General features: G+C 56.5%; 10 protein-coding genes. 6 read left to right on the forward strand and 4 right to left on the reverse strand.

Features of this window, described 5'->3' with window-relative positions; all coding sequences use genetic code 11:
- Positions 1-43: 43 nt before the first annotated feature.
- Positions 44-1,240 (reverse strand): lipid A-modifier LpxR family protein, encoded by a 1,197-nt coding sequence (locus tag ACUNV4_RS24350; RefSeq protein ID WP_430881244.1) that lies wholly within the window; start codon positions 1,238-1,240, stop codon positions 44-46.
- A 902-nt stretch (positions 1,241-2,142) separates the two neighbouring features.
- Between ACUNV4_RS24350 and ACUNV4_RS24355 the strand changes: the two genes are divergently transcribed.
- The 5 genes from ACUNV4_RS24355 to ACUNV4_RS24375 are packed head-to-tail and all read left to right on the forward strand — an operon-like array spanning position 2,143 to position 6,811.
- Positions 2,143-3,366: an ABC transporter substrate-binding protein gene (locus ACUNV4_RS24355; protein WP_430881245.1), complete on the forward strand. Its 1,224-nt coding sequence runs from the start codon at positions 2,143-2,145 to the stop codon at positions 3,364-3,366.
- A 6-nt stretch (positions 3,367-3,372) separates the two neighbouring features.
- Complete coding sequence (locus ACUNV4_RS24360; protein WP_430881246.1) at positions 3,373-4,248, forward strand: carbohydrate ABC transporter permease; 876 nt, start codon at positions 3,373-3,375, stop codon at positions 4,246-4,248.
- Positions 4,245-5,072: a carbohydrate ABC transporter permease gene (locus ACUNV4_RS24365; protein ID WP_430881247.1), complete on the forward strand. Its 828-nt coding sequence runs from the start codon at positions 4,245-4,247 to the stop codon at positions 5,070-5,072. The genes ACUNV4_RS24360 and ACUNV4_RS24365 overlap by 4 nt, the downstream gene beginning before the upstream one ends.
- A gap of 60 nt (positions 5,073-5,132) precedes the next feature.
- Positions 5,133-5,888, forward strand: coding sequence for an SDR family NAD(P)-dependent oxidoreductase (locus ACUNV4_RS24370; protein WP_430881248.1), 756 nt, complete (start codon positions 5,133-5,135; stop codon positions 5,886-5,888).
- Positions 5,885-6,811, forward strand: coding sequence for an SMP-30/gluconolactonase/LRE family protein (locus ACUNV4_RS24375; RefSeq protein ID WP_430881249.1), 927 nt, complete (start codon positions 5,885-5,887; stop codon positions 6,809-6,811). Before ACUNV4_RS24370 ends, ACUNV4_RS24375 begins: the two co-directional genes overlap by 4 nt.
- Before the next feature lie 31 nt (positions 6,812-6,842).
- On the opposite strand, the gene ACUNV4_RS24380 is transcribed toward ACUNV4_RS24375, so the two are convergent.
- The 3 genes from ACUNV4_RS24380 to ACUNV4_RS24390 all read right to left on the reverse strand — a co-directional run bounded on the left by ACUNV4_RS24380 (position 6,843) and on the right by ACUNV4_RS24390 (position 11,261).
- Entirely contained in the window at positions 6,843-8,222 is a 1,380-nt protein-coding gene (locus tag ACUNV4_RS24380; protein ID WP_430881250.1) for a hypothetical protein, read from the reverse strand.
- Positions 8,223-8,408: 186 nt separating this feature from the next.
- Complete coding sequence (locus ACUNV4_RS24385; protein ID WP_430881251.1) at positions 8,409-10,790, reverse strand: xanthine dehydrogenase family protein molybdopterin-binding subunit; 2,382 nt, start codon at positions 10,788-10,790, stop codon at positions 8,409-8,411.
- 3 nt (positions 10,791-10,793) lie between these two features.
- Entirely contained in the window at positions 10,794-11,261 is a 468-nt protein-coding gene (locus ACUNV4_RS24390; RefSeq protein ID WP_430881252.1) for a (2Fe-2S)-binding protein, read from the reverse strand.
- Between the two features lie 577 nt (positions 11,262-11,838).
- On the opposite strand from ACUNV4_RS24390, the gene ACUNV4_RS24395 reads away from it, so the two are divergent.
- Positions 11,839-12,330 (forward strand): hypothetical protein, encoded by a 492-nt coding sequence (locus ACUNV4_RS24395; RefSeq protein ID WP_430881253.1) that lies wholly within the window; start codon positions 11,839-11,841, stop codon positions 12,328-12,330.
- The last annotated feature ends 58 nt before the right edge of the window (positions 12,331-12,388 follow it).

The raw sequence follows: 12,388 nt of genomic DNA on the forward strand, positions 1-12,388 counted from the left end.
AACCAAAGGGCGCGCCCCCTTTCGGCAGAGGGCAGCATGAAGATTACAAGGTCCGACGGATAATCAACCCGGCCCAGGTCGGGGCACGTGCATCCGGTCTGTCGAGCTCACGAGTACGAGCCCGGACAAAGCCCTCGACATGCAAGCTTGGCACCACCTCGACACTGACCCCTGCCCAGGCATCTGCACTCACGGGCAACACGTCATTCTTGTCAGCCTGAACAGCGCTATCACGGAACTGCCCTTGCAGAAACGCGTTGTAGATATTCACGTTCACACTGCTACCAACATAGATATAACGTTCCCTGGTGCTGGTAGCCTCTACGCCGGAGGCAATATTCGACCCCAGGTTCAGATATTCTGACTGGTGAGGGTTGAATGTCCACCAGGGAGTTCCGATTCGCCCGAATCGCCAGTTGAACCCACCACCGAAACCGGTGGTGAACCCGACATCTGCCTCGGCAGTCCAGTTGAATTCCTGAGTCAGACCGTTGGAATAACGTTGCAGAAAGGCTGTTTTCTGCAAACTGAGCGAATAGCGGGCAGTCAATTCTCCACCGGATGAGATCTGGTTCTCCCAGCCTTCCGGTTGTGTGCTCCCCAGCACCTTGTGGATCCCGCTTTGCAGATTGTCGGCAAAATCCAGGCCCAGGACACCCAAGGTCAGACTGGATTTCAGGGACAGTGATCGCTGCGGGAAGATGGTCTGCTCGGTACTGTTCAGGAAGAACAGGCTAGCGTAGGGTCTGTCGTTCGGATTGGCCTCAGCCGACGTGATGTCGTTTGGCGTGAACAAAGCCGCCCCCCATTCCAGCGCATGCTTGGAGTAGTGCTCGGAATTCTCCATCAGGCGATCCTCCACGCCAAGCTGGTGATCAGCCCAACGCCGAAGCGCCGCAGGCGACCAACGGTAGTTCTCCGCACGACGTCCGGACAGGGTCACGGCAAAGCCTCCCGTATAGTCCTGGTCCTTGTTGCCGCCGACAAATACATCGTTATCGAACTGAAACGACCAGCCGGTATTTTCCGGCTCGATAATCGATTCATGGCTCGCGTGGGCATTGCCGACCAGCCCCGGCAGCAGAGCAACAAGCATCAACAGTCGGAGAATGCCGGAGACCAGACCACCACCCACTTCAGTTGCTGTCGCTGCACTGGGCGCTACAGCGGATTCGGCAAGAACTTTTCCAGTTGCCGAGGCCGTTACCGTTTGTATTGCTTGTTCTTGTTGTTCTTTCACCGCATTCATCCCGCGTCAATTTCTACCACTGCACGGTCTTGCTGCATGCCGCATTGAAAAACTGCCAGACCGAACATCGACCAGTCGTGAAAGTTTTCCTGTTAATGCAAATGCGACCCTTGATTGAGAACTGTTCAGTCAACTCCAAGGGCTGCACCGCCAAGCGGGTTCAGCAGACCGGATCGCGTGTTGCAGGGGGGCAGCCCCTTACAAGACACGACCGTGTCGTCATGGAGCAGTAGTCTCGGTTCCGGAGTTGTCACCGGTTTTGCACGACGTTTACAACGGCGTAAGGATCCAGGGAAGCTGCGATTGAGTTCACACAATCAACTGGCGCGCCCTCTTCAGGCTCGCCTGCGCGCACGACGTGGGCTGAGAAACTGACAAACCGCTCGCCAACCATCTCGGAAAGTGGTCAATGATCTGGCTTCCCGAGGAGTCCAGTCGACCAGGCAGGCTCAACTATTTACGAGCACCCTCGAGCATTCCCGAGCATTCCCGAGCATTCCCGAGCACTCCGAGCACTCCGAGCACTCCGAGCACTCCGAGCATTCCCGAGCATTCCCGAGCATTCCCGAGCACTTCCAGGCATTCCGGACACCCACGGACACTCAGGCCTCTACAAGAACGCGCGAGTACACCTTCCAACGACCTGCGGATGCGACCAGCGGTTCACGTTCACGCCCATTCAGATTCGCCACATTTCCGACACATACGCATCAATGACAATTTTCACGCCGTCTACTTGCTATCGGTTCACAAGTGCAAATGAGAAAGTGGAAACATTTCGCATCGATCAAATAACAATGACAATAGATCGTGCACCATCAAATACAGATCGTGTATTATTTTCTTGTGCTTGAACTTCACTGCACTGCTGCCAATCAGGAGAAACAGCGTCCATGAAAAGATTCATTCCCACCACGACTTCCTTGCTGTGTGTCGGCGCACTACTGACCGTGCCAGCCGCTCAGGCGGTGACCCTTGAAGTCACTGCCTGGAAAGGCAACGATGCGGAACCTGCCGCCTTGCCACAGCTCATCGAACAATTCGAAGCAGCCAACCCGGACATAGAGATCGACTTTTCGTACATCAGCCGAACCGATACCGACATCGTGCTGCCACCCCGGGTACAGGGCGACAACCCGCCTGATGTGATGATGACGGACATGCCTCTGGTCAAGGTCTGGGGTGATGCCGGTCTGCTGGCTCCGATCGACAAGGGCGACTGGTTCGAGCGCCTGTCTCCGGCACTGCAGAAGACAATCAGTGCAGGCGATGCGGTTCACATCATGCCCCTGGAAGTCATCGGCATGGGCAACTTCGTCAACATGGGATTGCTCAAACAGGCAGGTATCGATGCAGCCCCCACGACAATCGACGCCCTCAAGGATGCCTGTGGCAAACTTCAGGCTGCCGGCATCAAACCGATGATTTTCAATGGTGGATTCTCGGCACCGCTCTACGCCATTGCCAATGGACTGGAGAGAGGACCCGGTGAAGCTGCCTCACTCGGTGCCGGTGATGCATTGTTTGAAGATAGCGATGCCTTCATCAGCACTTTGCAAACGTTCCCGGAACTCGAAGACGCCGGTTGTTTCGATGCGCAAATGCAGGCGGGCCTGGATCCGTGGTCAACGGCCCTGTCAGAGTTCAAGGCAGGCAATTTTGCCATGATGCCGCAGGGTGCGTGGAACATCAAAAGCTTCTCGGAAAACGACAGCCTGGACTTTGTATTCGCTCCCATCCCTTCGAACAAGGACACCGGTGTCGCACTTGATCTGTTCGGTATCGGCTGGTCGATTGCCGCCAAGTCGGATCAGCCCGAGGCTGCAAGTCGTTTCGTCGAGTTCTTTACCGACAATGAGAATCTGCACCAGATGCTGGTGTCGGAATCTGCCTACAGTCCTTTCACCGATGGCGAAAGTGGTGTTTCCGAAGTCGCAGCCCCTTACAATGCTTCGCGAGACAACGGTGGCACCATCATGTTTCCCTTCAGCGTGCTCGAATGGCCCAAGCCGCTTGAATCGGAAATCTTCGACAGCATGACGGGCTATCTGCTGAATCTCGACAAAGACCCTGCCGACGTACTGTCCCGCTGGGACGAAATCGTCGAAGACCAGTAGAATCCCGTGCGAACCCTGAGACGCTATCGCATCTTTTTGTTCACGTTACCAGCGATACTGGTCATCGGAGCCTTCTTTGTCTATCCGATACTGCTATCGCTGCGTTTGAGCTTTACCGACTTCACCGGAGTCGGTATCGCCAACGACGTGGGCTGGAAGAACTACGAGCGGATATTCACCCGTTCGCGTTATCTGGATGCATTCACGACAACCATCCTGTTTACCGTCATCGTGGTTGTCGTGCAGACGGCTCTTGGCCTGTTCTTCGCAGCCCTGCTGCACCGCCTGCCTGCCGTCAGAAATCTGTGTCGGGCGGCCCTGTTCACCCCGGCCATGATGTCCTTCGTCATCGTTGGCTATGTCTGGCAGTTCATCTACTCGCCATTCAACGGTGGGCTCAATTCGGCGTTGGCAGCCATCGGGCTGGAGAGCCTGCAGCACAACTGGATTGGTGATCCGAACACGGCACTGATTGCCGTGGCCTTTGCACATATATGGATGTTCACCGGCTACACCACGGCCATCTTTCTGGCAGGCTATGCGGCCATTCCTTCCGATCTGGAGGAAGCCTCCACACTGGAGGGAGCTCGCAGCTGGCAACGCTTTCGTCACATCGAGGTACCGCTGCTGGCACCGAGTTTCACGATCAACATCATGCTCTCGACCATCGGTACGCTCAAGACCTTCGAGCTGCCCTTCATCATGACCCGAGGGGGACCGGATGGAGCTACCCGCACACTGAGCCTGCACATCATCGATTCCTTGTTCGGTAAATACAAGTTCGGATTCGCCAGTGCGTTGTCCATCATCATGTTGATCCTGGTGGTACTGGTGGCCTACGTTCAGAATCGCTATCTACGATCACGCGAGGACATCACATGAAGCTGAAACGTCATGTCAGTACCTGGCTGCTCTCGGCGATGGCCCTGATACTGGTTGCCTTCATGCTGTTGCCGGTTATCTACATGCTCATGATGTCGTTCAAGAGCGGCGCCGAGATCACACAGAATCCACTGGGGCTGCCGGGCAGCCTGGATTTCGGCAACTACATCAATGCCCTGTCGAAAATGAACTATCTGCGCAGCGTGCTCAACTCGATAGGCATCACCTTGTCGGTCACCGTGCTGGTGTCCTTCATTGGCGCGCTGGCCGCCTATCCACTTGCCAGGCGAACCAATCGTCTGGCGCGAGCCCTGGTGCTGCTGATGGCGCTGGGACTGTCCACCCCGAACTTCGTCACCATCACTCCCATCTATGTCATTTTTCGGGACATCGGCCTGTTGGACACCTATACCGGTCTCATACTTGCCTTCACGGCCTTGAATCTGCCGCTCGCCGTCTTCTTCTATACCAGCTTCATCCGCAGCATTCCAGTGGAACTGGAAGAGGCTGCGAAGCTGGATAATTGCTCGGATTTTCGTATCTTCTGGCACGTCATAAGACCACTTCTCGGCCCGGCAACCGCAACCCTGTCTCTGTTCGTGATGCTCATGGTCTGGAACGACTTCACCTATCCGCTGCTGCTGCTCACCGATGAAAGCAAATTCACCGTCATGATCAGCGTCTACCGCTTTGTCGGCAATCACAATCTGTCGCCTTCCGACCTGTTCCCCGCTGCGGTACTCGGTTCTCTGCCCTTGCTGGTGCTGTTCATCTTCTTTCAGCGTCGCATCGTATCCGGGGTCACGGCAGGTGCTGTCAAATAGTCCATGGCGTGCAGTAGCAATTGGCGACACTCAACCTGAAACTTTCACACAGTCATTGTCATGAGTAGTGAACTTGCAAACAAGCTGATCATCGTCACCGGCGGAGGCGCTGGGATTGGCCGCGGAATTGCGGAATGTTGTCACGATGCCGGTGCCCGTGTGGTGGTCGGAACGCTGGAAGACAAGATGTCGTTTCCGGAACGCGATGGCATCGATTGCCGTCAACTCGACGTCGCTGACAGCAAGGCCATCGAACCCTGGCTGGATACGGTCATCGCAGATCACGGCCAAATAGATGGCCTGGTCAACAATGCCGGCGTCACCCTTACCGACTCCTTCCTGTCCATGTCACTGGAAGATCTGGAGACCTTGTGGCGAGTCAACCAGCGTTCGGTGTTTCTCATGTCGCAGGCCGTTGCCCGCCGCATGGTGAGCGCCGAACACCCCGGCAGCATCGTCAATATTGCCTCGAATCATGCAGGCGCCAGCACCGCGGGTTACGAGATGTACGCCGGCACCAAGGGCGCAATCGTCGCGATGAGTCGCTCCATGTCATGGAGCCTTGGACAACACGGTATTCGGGTGAACTCGTTGAGCCCTGGCCTGACTCGCACCGAAGCCATCGCCAACGGTCCCGCCAGTGATCCGGCAACAGAAGCCATGTTTTGCAGCTGGCATGCCAGCAACCGTTACAATACGGTGCAGGAGGTCGGAAACTGCGCGGTATTTCTGCTGTCCGACGCCGCATCGGCCCTGACCGGTAGCGATATGCTGGTCGATCAGGGAATGTCCGCTCAACTTTGCGCACAACTATGAGTATTGATGGGAAGAAACTGGCCTGTGATGACTGTGTCACGGTGGCAATGGCCGGCAGTGATGAACTGGGCGAGGGCCCACATTGGTCCGAGGCCGAACAGACACTCTATTGGGTCGATATCGTCAACCCGGCCCTCCAATCATTTGCCATCGGTCCATCGGGAGACCCTGATGTCACGACACTTCAACGTCGGTCGCTGACGGAACAGACCGGCGTCGTGGTTCCGGCATGTTCAGGTGGCTTCATCGCGGCCAGCGAATCAGGGATCTTGACGATCAACGCCGACATGAGCCTGAATCCCATCGCCGAACCTGAATCGGATCGCCCGAACAATCGATTCAATGATGGCAAATGCGATTCACACGGTCGCCTGTGGGCCAGCTCTCTGTCCATGAAAGGCGAAAAGGGCCAGGCCTCGCTCTGGCGAATCGATCCGGATCACACAATCACCCGCATGCTGGATGACATCGACATTGGCAATGGTCTGGGCTGGAATGATGACGAAAGCACTTTCTACTTCACCGATTCGGGCAAGGCAACCATCTACCGCTTCGATTTCAATGCCGATACCGGCACGCTGGGAGAACGCCAGGTATTCGTGGCCCCTGACGCTTCCCGCGACGGCGTCCCGGACGGTCTGGCCGTGGATGACGAAGGTCATGTCTGGAGCGCTCAGTGGGATGGAGCCTGCGTCATTCGCTATGCACCGGATGGCAGCATCGATCGCATCGTCAGGGTTCCGGTACACAGACCCACCAGTTGTGCATTCGGAGGCAAGAATGGCTCCACACTCTTTGTGACAAGTGCCAGAGTAGGATTGAGTGATGATCAGCTGGCGGAAGCACCATTGTCCGGTAGCGTCTTCGCCATCGAATCCGGCACGACCGGCAAGACCGGTAATCTGTTCGGCAGAAACCGTTAGAACGCTGTCGTACTCGACCAGCATTGCATTGTCAGGGAACCAGAGGTTCGTGAAAAAACGACCATTGATCCGATAACAAGCCATCCATCAAGCCCTGCGCCCAATGGTTGCCGCCAAAGCTCTCATGAGCATTACCATGTGCAGTGGTGCAGACCTGCCCCGGCGGGCCTGCACTACTCAGCCATCCATGCTCACCAATGTAGCGCCAGATCTCTGTGGCTCGGCGCGCTCGTTCAATGATCTTCTGGTGCCTGGCATCCTCCTCATCCCAATAGCCTGTCAAGGAAAGTGCAGCAAACAGATACGTGTATGACTGCATGCCCCACGCCGCATAATCCCATGAGGAGCGTGTGTGAGGGCCGCTCACCGACGAACGTGCGTTCAGCTCGTAGGGCATGCCTTTCCCCTCTCCTTCATACGGCATCTTTCCACTTGCCAAGCCCATGTCCGCACCCTTGCACAGCCCATTGCTCGCCGGCCCGACATTCCCCCGAGGCATTGCCCCCACTGCAAATTCATGTCCCCAGCGCTGAAAGATGCCTGCGGGCGTCGCCGGTATTGGGTCTGCCCCTTTGTAAGGATGCTCCTCCCCCGGATTCGAGCGTTCCAACGAAAGCGTGTTCAAAAAGAGCAGCGGCTTTCGGACACCCTGCGGATCAGGTCTTGCTCGCGGGCTGATGGCATCCCCTGCAAGCAGGCGCTGCAGCATGTCATTGTCGTACAGCTCGGCAATATCATCAAACGCCATCTTGCGCAGTGCAGTGCGGAAGCTGTCCACATCGTACGACGCCAACACCTTCGTCATACCGTCAGAACCCCCGAAATAGAGATAGGCACCAATACCATAGGCGTGAAAGGAAGCGCTTTGGTTCGGCAATGAACCGGATTCCGTCACTGCCATATCCACCAGAACACTGGAGCGCTCATTCAGTGTTGAATTTGTATTGAGGAAGATGTTTGCGGCATGCAGACAATGCCGCATCAGCAGATCTGCACGCTGGCGTTCATCGTCGCTGAAAGTGCTCCAAAACGTTGGCGCCTGCCTTGCGATGCCCAGTGCAACCGGCACATACATATCGAACCACGATGCATGCCCACCTCGACACAAGGGGTGCACCTCGACCGATACCGCCGAGTGCAGATGCTCCAGGGCACGGTCCATTACCGAATCGCCCGCACTGTCGACCCTCGATGGGTCGTTGTAGGCAAGAAGCGTCAGAAAGAGCATCACCGGCGCATTGCGGCCGTAGAACTTGCCGGTCGTCGCATAGGAACCGGCCCTGCGTGGCACGGGAATGCCCATCGCATCATCGACGAGCGCAATGTCGATACCCAATACCGCCTGACGAGATACCTTCCGCTGTGAGGATGAAGACTGCATCGCCTCGTCAGAGTCTTCGGCCGGTGCCATGGGTGACCAGAATGCTGCAAAAGACAGTGCAACAATCAGCACCAGAGTGTTCATCGGATCTTCCAGCTGGACAGCAGCAGGTCTTTCATGGCAAATGACGTTAAAGTGACTTCAATCAGGGTAGCTGAAGATAGTCAATTCGAGCGATCCCGGCTCGGCGCCTCAGCCGGGATCGTCCATCTCTACTCAGCCTACTCTGTCACCAAATGGCAGATCGCGCAGCCGCTTGCCAGTCGCTGCAAACAGGGCATTGGCCAACGCCGGGGCAAATGGCGGTACTCCTGGTTCTCCCACTCCCGTGGCATGCACCGAGAATGGATGATCGACGATATGCGTGTGCACACGCTCCGGATAGGATGTGATCCTGGCTACCGGGTAATCGTGGAAGTTCGACTCCTTGACCGCACCGTTCTCATACGTAATCCCGGAGTACATGGCAAGTGTGGCACCCATGACCGCGGCCCCTTCCATCTGTGAATGCACCCGCTCCGGATTGATGCAGTAACCACAGTCAATGGCGGTATGCACTTCGGGAATATGGATGATGCCATCGTCACCGATCTTCACTCTGACCACATTGGCAACATAGCTGACAAAGCTGCGGTGTGCCGCAATGCCCATACCTTCCCCCTCGGGCAAGGAGCCGCCCCAACCGGCTTTCTCGGCAGCCAGCTCGATCACGTGACGCAGACGCGCGGTATCGTTCGGGAATTCCTCATAGGGCTCGCCATAGTTCCACAGATCGTCGGGCATGTTCGTCGCCTTGGGGTCGATGATACGCCCCGGCCCGATCAACTCGAGCAGCATGTCCTTCGGATCACGTCCCAGCGAATCGGCCACTTCGGCAATGAACGATTGCGTGGCGAAGGCATGTGGCACGTTTGATACCGAACGAAACCAGCCAATTCGGGTATGGGCCATCGCCTCCCCCACTTCAATCGACAGATTGGGGATATCCAATGGTGAATCGACCAGTCCCATACCGGTTTCCACTGCACTGGCGAACCCCGGATCAGGCATGAAGGTGGAGAAGATGGTTGGCGAGACCGAGCGATGCCGCCAGCCGACCACTTTGTCATTCTCATCGATGGCAGCTTCCAGTCGCTCGACAGAGGTCGTGGCATTGAAGCCGTGCCGGATGTCATCCTCACGCGTCCACTGCAACTTGATCGGTGCACCCACTTCCTTCGAGACCAAAGCGGCCTCCAGAACAAAGTCGCACTTGGACTTGCGACCAAACCCACCGCCAAGCAGCGTGACATTGACCCTGACCTTGTCCTCTTCGAGCCCCAGCATGGCGGCCAGATCCTGACGTGTGCCGTACGGACTCTGTACCGGCGCCCAGGCTTCCAGTTCACCCTCTGCAAACGAGGCAACGGCGACCAGTGGTTCCATCTGCGCGTGGACCATATGTGGCTGATAATAGTCGGCCGACACCACTTTCGCGGCATTGGCAAAGCTTGCTTCCGGGTCTCCCTGCGAGCGCAGAACCTTGCCGGGATTGGCAGCCGTGGCTCTCATCTCGGCTTCGTAAGCCGGTGTGTTGAACGAGCCGTGCGGACCACTGTCCCATTCGACAATCAGCTTCTCACGACCCTTGATGGCCGCCCAGGTACTGTCGGCGACCACGGCAATGCCACCCAGCGGAGCAAACTTTGCCGGAGGAATGGAGCCGGCCAGTTCCACTATCCGAGAGACACCAGCCACCTTCAATGCCTCGCTGGCATCCATGGACTTGACCGTCCCCCCGACGACAGGTGGCCGCGCAACGACGGCGTACTGCATGCCATCGAGCAGGATATCAGCACCATAGATCGCCTTGCCGGTCGTGATGTCATGCAGATCCACCATCGGGATCTCGCCCTTGCCCATATACCGAAACTGCTCATCGGTCTTGAAGGTCAGAGCCTCGAAGCCGGGTACCGGCATGGCCATGGCCGCCTCGGCCAGTTCACCATAGCTCAGACGTTCACCCGATTCTCGCGCCTCCGGCCCTTCACCATCGAGCATGCGCACCGCATGATCGCGCGCCCTGACCCTCGCCACCGGCACGCCCCATTGTTCGGCAGCGGCTGCTTCCAGCATCTGCCGTACTGCCGCGCCCACTTGTCGTGCCGGCTGCACGAAGTGTCGCAGGCTGCGCGAACCGTCGGTGTCCTGATTGCCGTAACGGGGCTCGTCGCCTTCTGCCTGAATGACCTTGACCCGTGCGAAATCGGCTTCCATCTCATCGGCCATGACCATCGGCAGACTGGTGCGAGAGCCGGTACCCATCTCCGAGCGATGGGCGACCAGTGTCACACCACCGCCACTGTCGATGGCCACGAAGATCGACGGGTCGGTCACCGTCTTGTGCGGCATGTCTTCCGCCCCGGTCGGGTAGGGATCGAATGCCAGAGCAGAAGCACTCGGCAACAGCTGCAAGCCTACGACCAGACTTCCGGAGATACCCAGGGTCTTCAGAAAATCCCGGCGTGAACTGACATTCTCGACACGATATCGACCAGTGGCGCTAATCGGCGAGACGGCTCTGGTCGCCTGCATCTCTTCATCAATGTATTTCAACATGATCTATGCCCCCTTGGATGCCTGCTCGACAGCTGCCGCCTTGACCGCAGCCTGAATGCGCTGATAACAGCCGCAACGGCAGATGTTGCCCGTCATGTGTACGGTGATTTCCTCATCCGTCGGCTCGCTGTTCTGTGCCAGTAGGGAGGCTGCCTGCATGATCTGACCCGCCTGACAGAAGCCGCACTGTGGCACGTTATAGTCACGCCATGCCTTCTGGGCAGGATGGTTGCCATCCGGATCCAGTCCTTCTATCGTCACGACCGACAGACCGTCGGCCGCCTGTACCGGAACAACGCAACTGCGCACGGACTTTCCATCCATGTGCATGGTGCAGGCACCGCATAATCCACTGCCACACCCGTACTTGCTGCCAGTCAGACCCAGAACATCCCTGACGTACCAGAGCAATGGCATCTCCGGATCGCCATCGAATTGATGCTCTTCTCCATTGATCGTAATGGTGATCATGATTCCCCTCGTCTGCTGTTGTGAATTATCGGCAGGCTGTACCAGCACCCGTTGGTTTCGCGACTACAGTAATCGCCTGCTCATGCCCTTCCCCGCAGTGCCCGAATGCACCACACAAGAGCATCAATATACAAAGGTTGTCGGTAAAACAACAGCGAAGCGTCCCTCTACTTCGCGAGCAAGCCTGTCTGAGTGAAATCAGACGGTGTGAGCACTCGTTGAATCATGTTGACGCAGCAACAGCTCGCTGCCGTTGAGAGAGCCATATCACAGGATTTTCAATACCTTGCCGGAAACTTCAGACCGGTTCTCGGTTTGATGACATGGCTGAGTCTTCAGACAATCAGCAAAAAATCATTGAATAACAGCTACTTACGATCGATCCTGGCGGAATGTCAATTTCTCGGCGCTACTAAATTGCTCTCAACTCATTGATTACACTGAAATAAATGGTTTTCCCCGACGCATTTGCAGCGAGTTTATCCCTTGAGTACAGTTCGCGGCATGTTGTTGACGCAAGTCGAGCAACGTCTCTTTAAAGCTGGCTTCAGATCAGCAAAGAACTCGGGGAAGACCAATGAAAACGCAGATTTTCAAATTCAATTCAATCCTGGTACTGGTGTTCGGTTTGTTCATCGCCAGCACATCCGCCAAGGCCGATAACGGCTATCTGGTACTCAGCACCCTCGCGCTGCACTTCGAAAACTTCGATGATCGCAATGCCTTCACTCCGGGTGTCGGCTGGGAGTATTCACCCAGCAGCAAGCTCGGCTGGCACGCAGGTACATTGTCGGACAGCTTCGGTTTTCAGTCCTATTACGGCGGCATCAATTACGCGACGCGCTCAGTCATCGCCGGACGAGTACGCTTTCTCGTCGGTGCGTCCGTCGTACACAAGCAATTCAAGAAAAACGCCGAGCCTGAAACCAAACTGCTTCCCTTCCCTGCGCTGGAAGTCAAACTGAGCAGGCGCTCGGTGCTGAATATCAGTGGCTCACCAGCGGTTGATTTCGCCGATCAGAAAAACAACGCTGTCATGTTCTTTCAATACAAGCTGCAACTGCGCTGAGTCTTCCAGCGACACCCTGATCAATTCCGAACGACCCCCTTTGGCTGGTCATTGACCA

Source organism: Granulosicoccus sp. 3-233 (assembly GCF_052681095.1).

What these genes read in the sequence shown, in the direction of transcription:
- ACUNV4_RS24380 (WP_430881250.1), bottom strand. Translation starts at nt 8,222, where the DNA reads ATGGCACCGGCCGAAGACTCTGACGAGGCGATGCAGTCTTCATCCTCA.
- ACUNV4_RS24395 (WP_430881253.1), top strand. Translation starts at nt 11,839, where the DNA reads ATGAAAACGCAGATTTTCAAATTCAATTCAATCCTGGTACTGGTGTTC.
- ACUNV4_RS24390 (WP_430881252.1), bottom strand. Translation starts at nt 11,261, where the DNA reads ATGATCACCATTACGATCAATGGAGAAGAGCATCAATTCGATGGCGAT.
- ACUNV4_RS24365 (WP_430881247.1), top strand. Translation starts at nt 4,245, where the DNA reads ATGAAGCTGAAACGTCATGTCAGTACCTGGCTGCTCTCGGCGATGGCC.
- ACUNV4_RS24370 (WP_430881248.1), top strand. Translation starts at nt 5,133, where the DNA reads ATGAGTAGTGAACTTGCAAACAAGCTGATCATCGTCACCGGCGGAGGC.
- ACUNV4_RS24355 (WP_430881245.1), top strand. Translation starts at nt 2,143, where the DNA reads ATGAAAAGATTCATTCCCACCACGACTTCCTTGCTGTGTGTCGGCGCA.
- ACUNV4_RS24385 (WP_430881251.1), bottom strand. Translation starts at nt 10,790, where the DNA reads ATGTTGAAATACATTGATGAAGAGATGCAGGCGACCAGAGCCGTCTCG.
- ACUNV4_RS24375 (WP_430881249.1), top strand. Translation starts at nt 5,885, where the DNA reads ATGAGTATTGATGGGAAGAAACTGGCCTGTGATGACTGTGTCACGGTG.